Genomic DNA, 17,757 nt, shown 5'->3' on the forward strand with positions numbered 1-17,757 from the left:
ATTAATTAATATATGAATGTGTTTATATTTTAATATCACTATTTAATTAAAATATTATAAACAAAAGAACAATAACAATTAACCTATTAATGACCAATCAAAAAAAGAATACTCTCAAGTTAATTAATTTACTTTGAAATTTTTCATTCAAATCAAATTCCCCATAATTAATAAAAAGATAAATCATATAAAATAGAATTAAAAAAACAGCTTAATTATAAAAATTAAAAACAAATAAAGATAAAGGCCACATTAATATGTGACCTTTTTAATTTTATACAATAATTCCCATACTCTATTTAATCATTATAAGCAGCTAACACATGCTGACATAATGTAGAGCGTACACAATCTTCTTGCATAAACTTAATCACGCCTACTCGATTATTAGCTTCAAATCGAATAAGTGCATCCGCTAATCCAGACGGTACACTAGCGGGTAAATCGCACTGGGTAATATCACCATTAACCACAACGGTGACATTTTCGCCCATTCTGGTTAGAAATAATTTCATTTGATTTACCGTAACATTCTGCGCTTCATCTAAAATAACAAATGCATTTTCAAAAGTACGCCCTCGCATATAAGCGAAAGGTGCAATTTCAACTTTACCGATTTCCGGTCGTAAACAATATTGTAAAAATGAAGCACCTAAGCGTTTCACTAAGACATCATAGACAGGGCGAAAATATGGTGCGAATTTTTCGGCAATATCGCCAGGTAAGAAACCGAGATCTTCATCTGCCTGCAACACTGGTCGAGTAACAATAATACGTTCTATTTCTTTATTAATTAAAGCATCGGCAGCCATTGCGGCACTAAGAAAGGTTTTACCACAACCAGCTTCTCCTGTGGCAAAAATAAGATTCTGATGCTTAATTGCATTCATATATTGGCGCTGTGCTTCGTTGCGAGGAGATAACACACGTTCATCACGCTTTTCTCTCGCCATACCAATGGTATCAATATCCCCAAATCCTGGTAAAACCATAACATTATCTCGATGTGCCCCATTGCGTTGTTCTTTGCGTGAGGTGCGTTTATTTTCTCGGCGTAAACGTGTTGCTGCTTTTTGTCTACTCATAGTGGTATTTACCCTTGTTAGTCTTCAAAAAGTCATCGACATCTCTGTTTTTATTCCATTCACTTACCAGTGAGTCCCCTTCAGACTCTATTTAGTCGCAGAAAACAAAAAAACCGGTCACAATCCTGAACATTAAACATCAATGAACGGTTGTTGCCGGTTTTCTGTGAGTAACGAGATATTTCCATTGCTTCTATCATTCATATTCCCCATCATGGAGTTAGAGTGAAAATTAGCGAAGCTTTATGACAGTATAATGACAAAATAAAAATATTTTCAATACTAAGATGATTTATAACGAGATGGACTTAACATAAAAATAACAATAAGTGTTATTTCAGGGGGAGTAAATGAATTTCTTACGATTACCTTTTATTTATTGGTTACTACTTAACCTCATTCCATTTATTGGTTTTGAACTTCATTCTGGCTCTCTCAAAATGGGATTCTTTTTTTATCTCGGTTTACTCACTATTACGACTTCTGGGATCTGGCTTTTTTATTGCCTCTCCTTTTTTATTAAACAAAAAACGTCTCCTAATCCTAATCACACACCTCGACAATTAGTGACAAGTGGTCCTTATAAAATAAGCCGTAATCCTATGTATCTTGGTTTTTTAGATATCAGTATCGGGTTATTTTTTATTTTTGGTAATTGGGGATTTTTAGGGGCAGCAATCGCGTTTTACTTTATTACTGATCGCTATACGATAGTACGTGAAGAGAAAATCTTAAGTGAATTATTTCCGCAAGCGTGGCAACAATATTGTCGCCACGTTCGTCGCTGGATGTGACCTAAATAATTACGATTAAGGCTGTTTACAATTATTAGCTAAACGGTAACCTGCCTTAATTGCCTCACTCTCTGTTTTAAACAAAACCGCATTTTTATCTGACATTGTTTTATAACCAGAACAATGTGCAAAATGGTAGATCTTGCTATTAACATTACCTTTAATATCTTCAGATTGTGATGTATTTACTTGTTTAGGCGTTTCAGTTTTAGCTTTAGTGACTGGCGCATTATTTGTTGCAGATAATCCGGCACCACTATTTTTATGTCCTAATTGCCACTTCACTTCACCCGTCACAAACGGATTATGATATCCAACAATGCGAGCAATACGGTTATCACGCTCTTTTTCCCACGCTGTTGGTGGATAAGCATTATCCCAAGCCATTAATAACTGTTGTTGTTGACGTGACATAGAGAGGTTATAGCGATCATGTAAATAGAAATAAACCCTTGCTACTTGTCCCTTAACTTCATTACGAGGTTCAAAAGTACGTGACGCGAAGTCAACACGGCTATGGCATTGACCATATTGATAAGGTGCTTGTGCTGGTAATTGCCCAAAACTAAAATTACTACGATCCCCGTTAACTTCACCAATAGATGGCGCTAAATTGTGTAGATCGGCTTCAATTTTTCCAAATACAGGATCGTTTTTCACACAATTCGTTCTGCCCCCATTTTGCCAACATTGACGTTGATGACCAAAAACCCATGCAGGAACGATATGCTCCCACTCAATACGTTCTGCTCTTGTTTGTTGGGTTCTAACTTTATAACCACAACTGGCTAAATTAACACGCCCACCAGATTTACCTACCCATTCCCAATCACAACCACAATAAATAGTGCCTTGTGACTTTTGATTTTGATCATAATAAATACGTTCTTTTGCTATCTCTTTCGCTTTTGTAAAATTCTCAGGGGCCTGCGCTTGAACATTTAGCGTAATAAAAAACAAACCCAACACAACCGCGGTATAGTGTAATATTTTTCTCAAAGTGGTATCTGCCTTACTCTTTATTTTATTAAACCCAATAAGAATTATCTTTAATAACCAACTGATAATCTTATTTTTATTTAGCCTAATCTTACCTTTTTTTTATTTATTTTGGGCAATCTTTCTTGCTATTTTTTGTATAAAAAATAAAACAATAAGCGTGAATGGTGATAGAAAAAGCCGTTATTCTCGACATTAACACAAAAGGGATTTGCTATGGTTTAGTCCATCAATGATTTGGAGAAATTTAAAAATGAATGAGAATATGCTGAATTTGATGGACGAATTAGTCGAGATAACAAAAAAGCATGCGAATAACGAAGATGTTAAAGCGCATGCTAGTTTAGAATCTGAGAATAAATTACGAATTCAAATTATTATTTCTGACAAAAATGAACTGGATATTACATTAAATTCATTACAACACGCGATGTGAGTCATTATACACTCGGACGCTTGCGATATAACCATAATCCCGGCAAGGATAGCCCGATAGAGAGCGCACCGACAATAAATGAAGCTTTAAGGAAATTAGTAACTAAAGCTTCAAAAATTTCCGCGCTATAGCCAATTTGCGTTAACTTCACCACAGAGATCATCGCTATATATGCATTTATTCCGGGGAACATCGGAATAACCGCAGCAACAGTAAAGACTTTAGGATGAGCTAGCCACCAGCGTGACCATTGAATACCAATGCAACCTACTAAAATGGCGGCACAAAAACTTGCCCATTCAATATTCATTCCGCTCATCACTAAAACGGTACGAGAGCCGTGCCCTATTGCGCCTAATAGTGCGCAATATTTTAATGCCCTTGATGGTACATTAAATACCATCGCAAAACCCACCGCAGGAATAGCGGCTAAGATCATATCTTCAATTAGGGTGAGAAATATCGTTATTATGCCCAATCTCTTAACCCCCATACTGCCATTGCTAAAATAACCCCTAAACAGGTGGCTAAAGTTAACATTGTTGCCATTGCCCAACGCGCTAAGCCTGTATTAACGTGCCCTTTAAACATATCAGCAACCGCATTAATTAAAGGAAATCCAGGAACCAATAATAAGACGCTGGCAGCCATTGAAATAGTCGCCGTAGCTTGAAAATAAGAGAGCTTTAATAATAGACCTGAGACTGAAGTTGCCACAAATGCAGTAATACAGAAATTAATTAATGGGTTCATTTGGCGATGTGTTAATGCTTGGCGAACAAACATACCAAGACCACCACCAATGGCTGAAACTAAAAAGCCATCCCAATTGCCACCATTTAATTTAGAGAAACAGCCGCAAGATAAGGCAACCATAAAAATAATTGCCCAACGTGGATAACGTAACGGTTTTATATGCTCAAAGCGTTTTCTTGCTTCGTGAATATCTGCAAGGTGATGTTCGACCAAAATAACAATATGCTGAACTTCAGTGACAACATGCATATTAATACCGCGATCGACAATCTTACGTGTTGATGTTTGGCAATGCCCATTAACAATCGTGGTTAATACTACTGCATTAGCAGAAATTGCACTTTCGACTTGATGTACACCTAAAGCTAAACCTAGACGGGTTGAAAGCTGCTCAACCAGCATACTTTCTGCGCCATGTTGCAATAGCAACAACGCAGTTTGAATACATAACTTGGTAATTTCACGCTGTTTATCTTGTGAAATGGCAGTGCAATCCGCCATTATCTCATTATCCATACTATGCCTTAGTTTTAATCAAAAACGAGCCATTGCTAATATAAAGTTTATCAGCATAGCTCGTTTCTCGCTCTATTATCTTTCAATACTATTATGAACAAATAAAATATTTAAGGCTGTAGGCAGATCAATGTTATAGATGGATGGTCATAAATATTGTTATAGAAAGTACAGTACAATGATTAAATATCCGATCCTTTTTTTAGCTCGCATCATCAAATAGCTATCACTGTTTTAATAAAAAAGCACTCATACAAGTGCTTTATAAATCTTCTTAATTAAAGAAATTAATAAGATTTAATTACTTCACCAATTCATTAGCTTGAATATACGACTCACCCAGAGTTTCTGCAACATATACAGGAACACCATAAACCGCAGAAATAACAGAAGAGAGTTGTACCAGTTGTTCTTTATCATTTTTTTGTGGATCGGCTGTCATTACCATACCAGCACAATATTCACTAAGAAGCGCTTTTCCCTCTTTAAGCCAGCGTCTAACCGCTTTCATCCCCTCCATATCTTCTTTTTTATGCTCTTTGTCCTTTTTATTGATGGAAGGGTAAACCAGAACAAATTTTCTTTTTTCGTTTAGCACAATATCCATTTCAGCAGTCCAGTTATTGGCATCTTCCAGTGTTTCTGGAAATATTTTCATCGTAACAACAGGAAATTGCTCAACATCCATAACGGTAAAATTTTTATTATTCAACATAATACTCATCTCTAATTAATAACAATCGCCCTACTTTAGAATGACTATCATTCTCAATCAATAAAGATCCGAGTATTTAAAATAAAACCGCATTAATAAGCAATCGCACTCACATATCAATTTAAAATGGCAATTTAAATTTAAAAATAAAAAACCCCTAAATCGAGATCTAGGGGTTGCATACTATTTTCTAACTTTTATAAAAATTTTAGCGAACAACTAAAACAGATTGCTTAGCATAAGCAACAATACCTGATGCATTTGAACCCAAGAGGTGTGTTGAAATACTTGGACGACGAGAACCTATTACAATCAAATCAGCATTAATTTTTTCAGCGAGTTCTAAAACTTTATCTCTTGCAGAACCAAATACGGCTGAAAATTCAACTTGTTCATTTGGCAAATCAATGCCATCAGCTAATTCTTGCAGTTGTTCTTGTACACGCTCAAGTGCTTTGTTTGCAAAAGAACTGAGCATGTCATAATGATAGCTATAACTAATAGAGAAACGTGAAATATCAGGAATGGCATGGAAAAGATGCAGTTTTGCACCTTCTAATTTAGCAATATAAACAGCGTGTTGTAAGGCTTTAGTCGTTAACTCATCTTCTGAAATATCAACAGGTACTAGAATTGTCTTGTACATAGCAACTCCTCATTATCAGATTATTGTCTGTTTATTATTGTAGCGTTAAACCCACAGCTTGCTTATTTAATCTTCCTCAAGATGCCATTTATGCAATTGTCGATGAATAAAAGGTGTGACTACAAGCCCAATTGATAAAATAAAAACACACTGAAGAAATAAACCATAAATTGCAATAAAAAAGCGCCCTGTTGGGGTTGCAGGTGCTGGCTCTACCGGTTGACCACTTAACATAGAGATTGCATTTAATGAAGATTCCATAAAGCTATGTCCTTCAATTAAATAAAACCCTAATACGCCGGGTAATAATCCTAAGAAAAAGAAAATAGAGCCTATTACATAATAGCGTAAGATGCGTAGAATAAAATGATCGAGCCTTAAAAGTTCTTTGGTAAATTTTTCCATTCTTATCCACTTTCTAGACTGTTTATTCGATAAACGGCTTATTGAATAAATAAGATAAGCTACGCAAAAAAATAAAAAATATGCTATGAGGGATGCTCATAGCATATTAGTAATATATTAACGAACAACTAACACTGAAATTTCAGCATAGCGAACAACACCCGCAGCCGTTGAACCTAATAAATGAGTGCTGATATTAGGTCTACGTGAACCAATGACAATTAAGTCTGCATGAATATCTTTTGCTGTGACTAAAATTTCATCACGAGGTGAGCCAAAAGTAACCGTATAAGCGACCTTTTCAGCAGGCAAATCCACCGAATCTACCAACATTTGCATATCATTCTCTGCTTTCACTGTCGCTTTATCTTTAATTTCTGGATAACCCAATGAATATGCATTAATGATTGCTGAAGAGATAGGAAGAACATGAATTAAATGTAAATTAGCTCCCGTTTCTTTTGCTAAATATACCGCATGTCGTACCGCTTTACTGGTTAACTCTTCTTCTACAATATCAATAGGCACTAAAATCGTTTTATACATAATAACTCCTCTCAACTCTCCATTTGCCTTAATCCTATCGCAATAACCCAAAGATTACTGTGAGTGAATTAACTAAAAACAACCTAATCTTAATATAAACCTACTTTAATTATTAATACTTTAATTATTAATACGTTAAGCTAAAAAATAAAAGTGATCATTCAAAATAGTTTGCATTATGTTGCTGTGTCAATGCCCATATTTGATTGCGAATATTTCGGATCGTATCAATCAATTCTGATGCAGTTAATCCTATTGGCCCAATACCTTTTTCGACTAAGATATCCGCCGCCATTCCATGTATCCAAACCGCACTTTTCACCGCATCAGACATTGCCATTCCTTGCGCTAAAAAACTGCCCATAACACCAGTTAGCACATCACCACTCCCTGCGGTTGATAATCCACTATTGCCGGTTGTATTAATTGTTATTTCCCCATTTGGAGAAGTAATCACGGTATTTTGACCTTTGATTATTGCCCAACAATGGTAAAGCTTCGCAATCTCTTTCGCCGCTTCTTCTCTATTATTTTGAATATCATTTAGCGTGCAATTAAGCAAAATAGACGCTTCTTTAGGGTGTGGTGTTAATACACATTGCTGATTAAGTGAGAGTTTTGATTGTAGCTTAGCCATTAACACTAATGCATCCGCATCAAAAACATAGGGTATATTTTCATTACGTTGCGCTAAAGCTGCTGATAAGATCTCTTTAGAGTTTGCAGATAATCCTAATCCACATCCAATCGCCCAAGCAGAAATATCTTGTTGATTTATCAATGTCAGTGCTGCTTTGAGCATAAGCTCTGGCGCACTATCAATAAAAGGAATGGGAAGTTGTGGTTGAGCAAAACCAAGAAATACCTTTCCACATCCTGCTTTCAATGCACTTTTACCGGCTAATACAATCGCGCCGCTCATTCCTTCTGCGCTACCTACAATGCCTAATGTGCCAAATGTTCCTTTATGTGTATTTCCTGATTTACGCTGATAAAGTGCGGGATAATGAGTGATCGCGTGTAATAGTTGTTCTTCATTCATATTAGTTTCCTTCCCTCCTTTTTCTGCATTTTCTCTTATTGCGGGCAATGATTGCCGTATCACATTCTGTTTGTATTAACGTTCAAAACATAACGTTCAAAACATAACGTTCAAAGTATAGCGTGATTTCAACAAATAAATGGGATCACTGGTTATTTTGTCTCTTTATCATGCTCACAATTTCAATATGATAAAATGCTTTCATTATCACTATTCATACCTTGCTGAGACTTTGCTATTCTAATGGCCTAGCTTGATATGATTTATAAATTAAAGACAAAGGAACGTAGATAATGAACGAGAAGTTTAAAACACAAGCAGATGTGGAAACATTAGCAGAAGAAGTGGCTTGTTTAAAAACACTAGTCACCTATATGTTAAAAGCATTAGGTCAAGCAGATGCTGGGCGTGTTATTTTAAATATTGAACGTGCAATTGCAGAAGTTGATGACGAAAAACAAGCAGAGACATTCCGTAATACAATTAGCCAAATTAAGACAGCCTATCGCCAATAATATGTTTATTTTCGAGTTAAGTACTTGCACATATTTTTATTCTATTTTCTAAACTTTTTGTGCTGCACAAATAAACAAAATTTAGTTTCAAACTTCCTATATACTCAATCTCGAAATAAACCATTCTTTATTCATTTAGCTACCCCTCTATCCTTGTAGAGGGGATTTTTTTCTCTTTTACCCATCCTAGATTTTCCTATTTGAATTATTTTCATATCACCTAAATGATAATGAGTTTACTTTCTTTTTGATAATTTTATCTAAGAATTGCTATCAAACCTTCTTTTTGTTTAATGTTTTTAATGTTATTTGAATTAAATAGCAGAATTAAAAATCTTCTTGTCATAACTAACACGATTAGAAATCAACCTATTCAACACGGTATATTAAAATTACCTTAATGTTAACAGATAGTTACTTGACTCTTTTTTATTCTCACTTTTATATTTAAAACGCATTTTTTGTTATTTTTAACACAAATAAAAAACTATCTTACGGGATGTAAATAAAGATAAATCCTAATATTATTATATTTTGAGTTGTTTCAGTTGTTGTTATTTGTGAACTTTTATTCAGTCAAAAAATGCTAGCTTATTGTCCCTAAACACAATTATAACAATACTGGTTAAAACCCATTGAATTAAAAATATTAACTATTTATATTTTTACACTTATTCTGATTTATCGTCACTCCTGTTTATATGTTACACTCAATAAGTACGTACTAAAAAATAAACATGAGGCTAAAATGAAACCACTTCTCTTATCTCTGCTATTATTACCTGCTGTTGCTTTTGCTAACCCAACAAAAATGGCTGATGATTACTGTGATACTTTTAAAGATATCTCAATTAAAGCTTATGACACAAAAGAGCCAGCAGAGAAAATTGCTAAAGATGCAATGGCCTCTCTAAATGCAAAGAAATTTGATTTTGCAAAATTAGAAGCAACTGAAGCACAATTCCAAGAAGGCGCTATTGAAGTTGTTAATTCTTTACGTGAAGCTAAATCTGAAATTGGCTCACGCGCAGAATTCCAAGACGGTTTAACTCAAATTGTTGCAGCTTGCAAAATTCAAATGGTTGCTGCATTAGAAGAGCAAAAAAAATAATCTTCTCATTAAAAAATGAGTAACAATCAATTTAAAGAGTAGAAATTATCCTGCTCTTTTTTATTTCCCCTCTCCATCATTTGTTCTTCTTTCCTTTAGCTTTTTTCTCTATAACTAACTCTCTATACTCTAAATAATTCAAAGTGTGGTCAACAACGCTACACCTTGAAGTATGACGAGTATCAATTATAGAGTATCTATCTATTGGTATTAAGGTTTATAATACCTCGGTAAATACTTGTTAGTACTGGCCATAAAAAGGAGATATTGTGAGCAACGAACAATCCATCCAGCGTTTAAGAAGACTACGCCAGTCCGAAAACCTGCGCGCGCTCTTTCAAGAAACAACGTTAACTAAAAATGATCTCGCTCTACCTATATTTGTAGAAGAAGGGCTTGATGATTACCAACCTATTAAAAGTATGCCGGGTGTCGTTCGTATTCCTGAAAAACGTCTTGCTTATGAAATTGAACGTATTGCAAAAGCAGGCATTAAAACTGTCATGACTTTTGGGGTATCGCATCACCTTGATGAAACAGGGAGTGATGCTTGGAAAAGTGATGGCTTAGTTTCTCGCATGTCTCGTATTTGTAAAGATGCAGTACCAGAAATGATAGTCATGTCTGATACCTGTTTTTGTGAATACACATCACATGGTCACTGTGGTGTTTTACATGGCGAACATGTTGATAATGATGAAACTATCTATAATTTAGGTCTTCAAGCTGTTGCTGCGGCACAAGCTGGCGCGGATTTTATCGCACCATCTGCGGCAATGGACGGTCAAGTCGCCGCTATTCGTGCTGCACTTGATAAAGCAGGATTTAGCGATACCGGTATTGTTTCTTATTCGACTAAATTTGCTTCTGCCTTATATGGTCCTTTCCGTGATGCAGCAGGCTCTCGCTTAATTGGTGATCGTAAAACTTATCAAATGAATCCAATGAACCGCCGTGAAGCGATCCGCGAATCATTAATTGATGAGCAAGAAGGCGCTGATATGCTGATGATTAAACCGGCTGGTGCTTATTTAGATATTATTCGCGATGTACGTGAACGTACTTTATTACCTTTAGCGGCTTATCAAATCAGTGGTGAATATGCTCAAATTAAATTTGCAGCATTAGCCGGTGCAATCGATGAAGATCGTGTAGTAATGGAGACTTTAGGTTCAATTAAACGTGCTGGTGCAGATTTAATTCTATCTTACTTCGCACTTGATTTAGCTGAAAGAAACCTACTTTAACCACCTTATACTCTGAATACTTCAAGATGCAGCTAACAACGCTGCAACTTGAAGTATAATAAGTACTTTGACATCCTCCTCCACCCTCGCTTTTTGCAACTCAGGAGGAGATCCCTGCCCCCTTTGGAGGTTAATATGGATAACTGTATTTTCTGTCAAATCGTTGCTGGAAAAGCCCCTTGCCATAAAATTTGGGAAGACGAACACCACCTTGCTTTTCTTTCTATATTTCCGAATACCAAAGGCTTTACGGTTGTTATTCCCAAAAAACACTATCCAAGTTATGCCTTTGATCTCAGTGATGAAGCCTTAGCTTTATTAGTTATTGCGACAAAAAAAGTGGCAAAAATCTTAGATAAAACATTTCCTGATGTTTCGCGTTCAGGAATGTTTTTTGAAGGATTTGGGGTTGATCATGTTCATAGTAAACTTAGCCCAATGCATGGTACTGGTGATATGACCAAATGGGCACCGATTGAAAATAAGCAGAAGATTTTCTTTGATAAATATCCGGGTTATCTTTCATCTCACGATTTTGAACGAGCAAGTGATGAAGAGCTTGCACAACTTGCAGCACTTATCAGAAAAAATAACCAATAGTAAAAAGCTAACCTGCTCTTTTTATACCTGCATAAAATATTTAAATATAAAAAACGCCCAGTCTTATTTTAAGCTGAGCGTTTTTTTATCAAGATCAAAAGCATTATTTAGCTAAAAGCTTTGCTTCCATAGGTAAATAAGGCTGAACTTTCTGTTCAAGGAGTTCAATTAATGCCGGATCGTTAAAGCGATAATTATCAGGTATTCCCAATACATGTGCTTTTTTATAGCGCATGGTCGCAGGAAAATGTGCAGATAATCGATTTAAATGTTTAGATTCCATGACTAGCACTAAATCAGCCCATTTTAGTAATTCGTTATCAACCACACATTGCGCATCTTTGCGCGTACCCGCCGAAAGTGTATTAATGCCTTCTCTATCTGCAAACAACAGTTCTGCGGTTGGGCTTCGCCATTGATTCTTACTGCAAATAAATAAGATATTCATCATTACTCACTATCAGATAACGCATTTAATCGACGCTGACTACGAGAAATTCTTGGATATTCAATTCCTAGTTGTGCAGCTCTGGTCATTTTAAGTGATCGAGTATATAAATTAGACCATTTTTTTTCTGGTTTAAACATCACTCGTGAACAACCCATTTCTTGATGTTTATTTTTGCGGTTAACACATTGGCGCCAACCACGATCTCTTTGTGTAGACATAAAAACCTCTCAGATTAAAGGGATAGCAGCCGCAGTAATACGGAGAGGGTCTAACAATGTGTATAATACATGATAAAAATAAAATTCTAAACTTAATAATAAAAGATGTCCTTTGTCTCTATACGCAATTATCCTTAATAATTAAGTTATATTATTTAAAAACGGAAAAACAAAATATTATACTGAATGTTTAATATAATAAGAGAATAATGAACACACCAACCATGGTGTTAAATAACTAACTAGTTTAATCTGTTATGATTGAATAAATTTAACTCGAGAATAAAAAATGAAAAAAATAGCATTCTTCTTTTTAAGCTTATTAATTTTAAGTACAACTGGATGTGTAACAGGTGCTATTTGGTATAGTAATCCTGTCGTGGATTCAGAATACAAAAAAAAGGCCAGTGTAAATGATAATATAGTAGGTGCTTTTGAGTATAAAAATCTCAGAATTAAATATAATCAAAATAATGAAAACCTAGCACCTATTCAATTGCCAGGATCTGGGTATGGGTTCTTAGGTGAAAACTATATTTATATACTAACTCAAGGTGCTGATGAGTTAATGCAATTAAATGAAATCATTAAAACAATCCCATTGAAAGCATTTGATAATTCTGAAGGTATCATTAGATTAGAACTTACCCAAAAAAATGATAACGTCATTGAATTTAAAGAAAATTACTATGTTTACATCAGTAAAAAATTCACATTAACTGACAAGCAAACAGAAGTATTAAAAAATTTAGGATTTAAAGAAACACGTAATTCTGATGACAGTTCATGGGTAAAAACAATACCTATCAAAGGATACGTATTTCAGAAAGATGTTATGGAAATGCCTGCAACATTGAAAGACAAATTAAACGAAAATTATAAAGTTGAACTGTATACTTATGAAAAGAGAGGCTCATTTAAACCGGGTAATTTAGCGAATAATATTATCATTACCCCACTCACACTTGTGGCGGATGTGATCGCCACTCCTGTGATTATGCTTGCATTTTCGGATTATATTTGGCGATAAAAAATTTGGTGATAATGGATCAGTTATTATTTACTGATCCATTATTAAGATAAATTAAAAATTACTTGTAAGTAATTCGAGTTGGCTTATCTAACATAATTTCTGTTTTTGCCGGCTCTGTTTGTGCAATAACGTTACCTTGGCGGATAGAATAACGCACAGGTACTTGGCGACGTAAAGCATCAAATCCGTTATCGGCTGGCAGAATAATAAAGTTTGCACTATTTCCTACTTCAACACCATAATCCGTTAAAGCGAGTGTTTTTGCGCTGTTGTGGCTAATTAACTGTAATCCGTTATCTATTTGACCATAGCCCATTAATTGGCAAACATGCAATCCCATATGTAAAACTTGAAGCATATTTGCTGTGCCTAATGGATACCAAGGATCAAAGACATCATCATGACCAAAACAGACATTAATGTTACTTTCTAGCATCTCTTTGACGCGAGTAATACCACGACGTTTTGGATAGGTATCAAAACGACCTTGCAAGTGAATATTAACTAAAGGATTCGCCACAAAGTTAATGCCAGACATTCTTAATAGTCGGAATAAACGTGAAGTATAAGCACCATTATAAGAATGCATTGCGGTTGTATGACTAGCTGTCACTCGTGAGCCCATATTTTCTTTATGTGCTAAAGCGGCAACCGTTTCAACAAAACGAGATTGTTCATCATCGATTTCATCACAATGAACATCAATTAAACGATCATATTTTTGTGCTAATGCAAAGGTTTTATGCAGTGATTCAACACCATATTCACGCGTAAATTCAAAGTGTGGAATAGCACCTACAACATCAGCACCTAATTTTAATGCTTCTTCTAATAATGCTTCACCATTAGGGTAAGACAAAATACCTTCTTGTGGAAAAGCAACAATTTGTAAATCAACCCAAGGTTTAATTTCTTCTTTTACTTCCAGCATTGCTTTTAATGCTGTTAGCGAAGCATCTGAAACATCCACATGGGTTCTAACATGTTGAATACCATTAGCAATTTGCCATTGAAGCGTTTGCCATGCGCGTTGTTTAACATCATCATGAGTTAACAGTGCTTTTCTTTCAGCCCAACGCTCAATACCTTCAAATAATGTTCCCGATTGATTCCAATTCGGTTGCCCTGCTGTTTGTGTTGTATCTAAATGAATATGAGGTTCAACAAAAGGAGCGTGAACTAAACCACCTTGCGCATCTAATGCTTCAGGATGAAAATTATTTTCAGGTTGCGGCTCTATCGCTTCAATTTTGTTGTTTTTAAGCGTAATGCGCCACAAACCTTCTTTTCCAACTAGACGAGCATGATTAATTTGTTCGATATTCTTACCCAGCATGACTTATCTCCGCTTGTCGAGCTGTACGACGATTTAATATTGGATTTAACACGGCGTAGCTAATTGCACCACCTAATACTGCATTGACAGGTACAATACCCGGTAACCAGTGTCCTGCCATAATACCAATTGCAACTGCCAGTAACGCAACCCAGTTAACTGATTGCATTTTTTCAACATTGAAAGTGTTATAACGCGCTTTATTCATCAGATAATCTGCAATAATAACGCCACCAATAGGTGGAATTGCAGCAGATAAAAAGGTTAACCAACCTACAAAGTTATTATAGAGCCATAATGCACACAGTGTACCGACAATGCCATTTATCACTGAAAGCTTTTTACTTGATAAGCCCGTAATATTGGCAAAACCTAATCCAGAGGCATATAACGCATTATCATTAGTTGTCCAAATATTTAAGCCTAATACGACAATCGCTGGAAGTAATAATCCTTGCGCAATCATCACATCAGAAATATCTGCCATTCCCAGTGAAGCGGCCCCCGCTGCACCAAAGACAAACATCAGTGTATTGCCTAAGAAGAAGGCGATAATGGCAACCACCACCGCTACTTTAGGATTTCGTCCGAAGCGTACGAAATCAGCCGTAAGTGTTCCCGCACTAATAAACGATCCGACAACCATCGCCAGCGCTAAATTAAAATCTAATGGCTGAGTCGGTTTAACATCCATTAGCGTTGAAAGCCCGCCCATATCATGTATAGCAAGATAAACAGAGTAACTTCCAAGGATTGCGATAGCAGGAACAGCAATGATAGAGAGAACAGTAAGAGCGGAAATGCCGAAGAATACAGTGATGGTCATTAAAATGCCGGAAACGGCGATGAGGAGATTAATATCAATACCAGTGGCTTTTCCTACCGGGATGGCAAACATTGCCACACCCACACCAAACCAACCAACCTGAGTACCACCGAGTAAAAATGAGGGAAGCCAAGAACCTTTAATACCGAAAGAGTAACGCGCGAGGAGATGAGTAGTAAGACCTGTTTTTGAACCAATAAAACCAAGAAATGCGGTGTAGATACCAAGAAGAAGATTACCAATTAGAACTGCGAGGAAGAAATCATTAAAGGAAAGACCAGTACCAAGAGCGCCGCCAGTCCACATACTGGCTGAAAAAAACGTTAATCCCAACATCACAAAGGTTAACGCCAATCCACCCTTTCTTGCGGATATGGGCACTGGGCCCTGACTATAATTGTTGTCCTGAGACACTTTAACCCCCTATTAATTTCACCAGGCCAAAAAAATCTGACGAATTCTATCTACATAAAAATATTATGCAAACGTTTTCGTTGTCTGTTTACGATAATTAATGGAACACTTCATTTTTTAAGAATTGATATTCATCACATAAATAGGAGAGAAATCGTTGTATTACTTGAATTTAGCTAATTATTTTGCGTGAGTTTTATAAAGGAATTTCATTTAGAAATATTTATGAAAATTTAAATATCCGTATTTTTCCTTATTTTACACAAGAAATTGTTAAATTATTTTATATAATTTTAATATCAACGAAGAGGAAATAATGATAAAAAGACAAAAAAGGAATTTACACTCCTCTTTTGCCTATCATAATTTATATGCTTAGATTCGTTTTTCTTACAGGCCGATCACCTGCAACATAATATTTAGCATGACTTTTAGGTAAAGATTTAATTCCTCTCACCTTATCAGCTAATTTTTCTGCAATCATAATTGTAGTCGCATTCAAATTCCCAGTGATTATTAGCGGCATGATAGATGCATCAATAACTCTTAAGTTTTCTATGCCGTGTACTCGACCTTCTCCATCGACAACTGCCATTTCATCCGTTCCCATTTTACACGTGCCACAAGGATGAAATGCTGTTTCAGCACGTTCTCTAACAAAAGCATCAAGCTCTTCATCACTTTGAATATGTTTACCTGGACTAATTTCTTCACCACGATAATCATCTAATGCTGGTTGTGCCATTATTTCTCGTGTAATACGGATAGCTGAGCGAAACTCTTCCCAATCTTGTTCTGTGGACATGTAATTAAACAAGATACTTGGATGTTGATGAGGATCTGTAGATGTTAGTTTTACACGTCCTCGGCTCGGCGAACGCATAGAGCCTACGTGTGCTTGAAAGCCATGAATTTCTACGGCATTGCTTCCGTTATAGTTAATAGCGACTGGCAAAAAGTGGAATTGAATGTTTGGCCACGCATATTTTTCGCTTGAACGAATAAATCCACCAGCTTCAAATTGATTACTTGCACCTATTCCTGTTCCTTGGAATAGCCATTGCGCACCAATCTTAGGTTGGTTATACCACTTTAAAGCAGGATAGAGTGAAACTGGCTTTTTACATTCATACTGTAAATACATTTCTAAATGATCTTGCAGGTTTTCCCCAACACCTGGTAATACATGCACCGGTAGAATATTAAATTCGTCTAATACCTTTTCAGGACCAATACCAGAACGTTGTAAAATTTGAGGTGAAGCAATTGCACCAGCACACAACAACACTTCTCGATTGACTTTGGCATGATGAGGCGTGGTGTTTTCCCCTGAAAAATAGCGAACACCAATTGCTTTTTTACCATCAAACTCAATGATATCCGTCGTTGCATGTGTCTCAATCGTTAAGTTTTTTCGCGCTTTAGCTTGATCAAGATAGCCTCTTGCTGTACTTGCACGGCGGCCTTTGGGTGTCACAGTTCTATCCATTGGGCCAAAGCCTTCTTGTTGATAGCCGTTAAGATCAATCGTTCTTGGGTATCCTGCTTGAACACCTGCCTCAATCATTGCTTGAAATAAAATATTATTGCCTTTTTTCGGTGTTGTCACACTCACGGGACCTTTATCACCATGATAATCATCAGCACCAATATCGCGCGTTTCTGCTTTACGAAAATATGGTAGGCAGCTTAAATAATCCCACTCTTCAAGCCCCGGCAATTTAGCCCAGCCATCAAAGTCCATCGCATTACCACGGATATAACACATGCCATTAATTAGCGATGAACCACCAAGTCCTTTTCCTCGACCACATTCCATGCGTCGGTTATTCATATAGGGTTCAGGCTCTGTTTCATAAGCCCAATTATATCGCCTACCTTGTAACGGATAAGCTAATGCCGCTGGCATTTGTGTTCGAAAATCGAACCTGTAGTCCGGACCTCCAGCTTCAAGGAGCAGCACAGTAACTTCAGGATCTTCTGTCAAGCGGGTAGCAAGAACGTTACCGGCTGAACCAGCACCGATAATAATGTAGTCATAGACCATTGTTATCTCCTCTGTTTCA

21 protein-coding genes are annotated in these 17,757 nt (G+C 36.1%); 7 read left to right on the forward strand and 14 right to left on the reverse strand.

Going from position 1 to position 17,757, the window contains the following annotated elements; translation table 11 throughout:
• Nucleotides 1-299: 299 nt before the first annotated feature.
• Entirely contained in the window at nt 300-1,085 is a 786-nt protein-coding gene (gene phoH, locus EHE21_RS10290) for a phosphate starvation-inducible protein PhoH (protein WP_088495403.1), read from the reverse strand.
• Nucleotides 1,086-1,435: 350 nt separating this feature from the next.
• On the opposite strand from phoH, the gene EHE21_RS10295 reads away from it, so the two are divergent.
• The gene (locus EHE21_RS10295; protein WP_088495402.1) at nt 1,436-1,879 is read left to right on the forward strand and encodes a methyltransferase family protein; all 444 of its coding nucleotides are present in this window, start codon (nt 1,436-1,438) and stop codon (nt 1,877-1,879) included.
• A gap of 15 nt (nt 1,880-1,894) precedes the next feature.
• Here EHE21_RS10295 and EHE21_RS10300 read toward each other — a convergent pair whose 3' ends face one another.
• Complete coding sequence (locus EHE21_RS10300) at nt 1,895-2,878, reverse strand: endonuclease (protein WP_228766664.1); 984 nt, start codon at nt 2,876-2,878, stop codon at nt 1,895-1,897.
• Nucleotides 2,879-3,131: 253 nt separating this feature from the next.
• Between EHE21_RS10300 and EHE21_RS10305 the strand changes: the two genes are divergently transcribed.
• Entirely contained in the window at nt 3,132-3,314 is a 183-nt protein-coding gene (locus EHE21_RS10305; protein WP_036912881.1) for a hypothetical protein, read from the forward strand.
• A gap of 4 nt (nt 3,315-3,318) precedes the next feature.
• Here the strand turns inward: EHE21_RS10305 and EHE21_RS10310 are convergent, their stop codons facing one another.
• From EHE21_RS10310 to EHE21_RS10340, 7 genes are all read right to left on the reverse strand, one after another.
• A complete protein-coding gene (locus EHE21_RS10310) occupies nt 3,319-3,792 on the reverse strand; it encodes a threonine/serine exporter (RefSeq protein ID WP_194950612.1) in 474 nt (157 codons plus the stop codon).
• Complete coding sequence (locus EHE21_RS10315; protein WP_194950613.1) at nt 3,783-4,586, reverse strand: threonine/serine ThrE exporter family protein; 804 nt, start codon at nt 4,584-4,586, stop codon at nt 3,783-3,785. Before EHE21_RS10315 ends, EHE21_RS10310 begins: the two co-directional genes overlap by 10 nt.
• Before the next feature lie 301 nt (nt 4,587-4,887).
• Nucleotides 4,888-5,301: a hypothetical protein gene (locus tag EHE21_RS10320; protein ID WP_194950614.1), complete on the reverse strand. Its 414-nt coding sequence runs from the start codon at nt 5,299-5,301 to the stop codon at nt 4,888-4,890.
• A 208-nt stretch (nt 5,302-5,509) separates the two neighbouring features.
• Complete coding sequence (locus EHE21_RS10325; protein WP_075674295.1) at nt 5,510-5,947, reverse strand: universal stress protein; 438 nt, start codon at nt 5,945-5,947, stop codon at nt 5,510-5,512.
• Nucleotides 5,948-6,013: 66 nt separating this feature from the next.
• Nucleotides 6,014-6,352, reverse strand: coding sequence for a hypothetical protein (locus tag EHE21_RS10330; protein WP_088495396.1), 339 nt, complete (start codon nt 6,350-6,352; stop codon nt 6,014-6,016).
• 117 nt (nt 6,353-6,469) lie between these two features.
• Entirely contained in the window at nt 6,470-6,898 is a 429-nt protein-coding gene (locus tag EHE21_RS10335) for a universal stress protein (protein WP_075674297.1), read from the reverse strand.
• A gap of 157 nt (nt 6,899-7,055) precedes the next feature.
• On the reverse strand, nt 7,056-7,940 hold the full coding sequence (locus EHE21_RS10340; protein ID WP_194950615.1) for an NAD(P)H-hydrate dehydratase: 885 nt from the start codon (nt 7,938-7,940) through the stop codon (nt 7,056-7,058).
• 293 nt (nt 7,941-8,233) lie between these two features.
• Between EHE21_RS10340 and EHE21_RS10345 the strand changes: the two genes are divergently transcribed.
• From EHE21_RS10345 to EHE21_RS10360, 4 genes are all read left to right on the forward strand, one after another.
• A complete protein-coding gene (locus EHE21_RS10345; RefSeq protein WP_006536484.1) occupies nt 8,234-8,455 on the forward strand; it encodes a DUF2594 family protein in 222 nt (73 codons plus the stop codon).
• Nucleotides 8,456-9,203: 748 nt separating this feature from the next.
• Nucleotides 9,204-9,566: a hypothetical protein gene (locus EHE21_RS10350; RefSeq protein ID WP_088495394.1), complete on the forward strand. Its 363-nt coding sequence runs from the start codon at nt 9,204-9,206 to the stop codon at nt 9,564-9,566.
• Nucleotides 9,567-9,835: 269 nt separating this feature from the next.
• Nucleotides 9,836-10,813: a porphobilinogen synthase gene (gene hemB / locus EHE21_RS10355; protein ID WP_194950616.1), complete on the forward strand. Its 978-nt coding sequence runs from the start codon at nt 9,836-9,838 to the stop codon at nt 10,811-10,813.
• Nucleotides 10,814-10,948: 135 nt separating this feature from the next.
• Nucleotides 10,949-11,413 carry an HIT family protein gene (locus tag EHE21_RS10360; RefSeq protein WP_109393889.1) on the forward strand — a complete coding sequence of 155 codons (465 nt, stop codon included), beginning with the start codon at nt 10,949-10,951 and terminating at the stop codon, nt 11,411-11,413.
• 103 nt (nt 11,414-11,516) lie between these two features.
• On the opposite strand, the gene EHE21_RS10365 is transcribed toward EHE21_RS10360, so the two are convergent.
• Both EHE21_RS10365 and EHE21_RS10370 read right to left on the reverse strand, forming a co-directional pair.
• Nucleotides 11,517-11,861, reverse strand: a complete 345-nt coding sequence (locus EHE21_RS10365; protein ID WP_194952633.1) for a low molecular weight protein tyrosine phosphatase family protein — start codon at nt 11,859-11,861, stop codon at nt 11,517-11,519.
• 2 nt (nt 11,862-11,863) lie between these two features.
• Nucleotides 11,864-12,082, reverse strand: a complete 219-nt coding sequence (locus EHE21_RS10370; protein WP_036912865.1) for a hypothetical protein — start codon at nt 12,080-12,082, stop codon at nt 11,864-11,866.
• Nucleotides 12,083-12,371: 289 nt separating this feature from the next.
• On the opposite strand from EHE21_RS10370, the gene EHE21_RS10375 reads away from it, so the two are divergent.
• On the forward strand, nt 12,372-13,112 hold the full coding sequence (locus EHE21_RS10375) for a hypothetical protein (RefSeq protein WP_194950617.1): 741 nt from the start codon (nt 12,372-12,374) through the stop codon (nt 13,110-13,112).
• Between the two features lie 61 nt (nt 13,113-13,173).
• On the opposite strand, the gene EHE21_RS10380 is transcribed toward EHE21_RS10375, so the two are convergent.
• The 3 genes from EHE21_RS10380 to betA all read right to left on the reverse strand — a co-directional run bounded on the left by EHE21_RS10380 (nt 13,174) and on the right by betA (nt 17,738).
• Nucleotides 13,174-14,451: a cytosine deaminase gene (locus tag EHE21_RS10380; RefSeq protein ID WP_194950618.1), complete on the reverse strand. Its 1,278-nt coding sequence runs from the start codon at nt 14,449-14,451 to the stop codon at nt 13,174-13,176.
• Nucleotides 14,441-15,691, reverse strand: a complete 1,251-nt coding sequence (gene codB, locus EHE21_RS10385; protein ID WP_194950619.1) for a cytosine permease — start codon at nt 15,689-15,691, stop codon at nt 14,441-14,443. The genes EHE21_RS10380 and codB overlap by 11 nt, the downstream gene beginning before the upstream one ends.
• Nucleotides 15,692-16,058: 367 nt before the next feature.
• Nucleotides 16,059-17,738: a choline dehydrogenase gene (gene betA / locus EHE21_RS10390; protein WP_194950620.1), complete on the reverse strand. Its 1,680-nt coding sequence runs from the start codon at nt 17,736-17,738 to the stop codon at nt 16,059-16,061.
• Nucleotides 17,739-17,757: the final 19 nt, after the last annotated feature.

This window comes from Proteus sp. GOKU (assembly GCF_015475555.1).
Lineage (GTDB): Bacteria > Pseudomonadota > Gammaproteobacteria > Enterobacterales > Enterobacteriaceae > Proteus > Proteus mirabilis_B.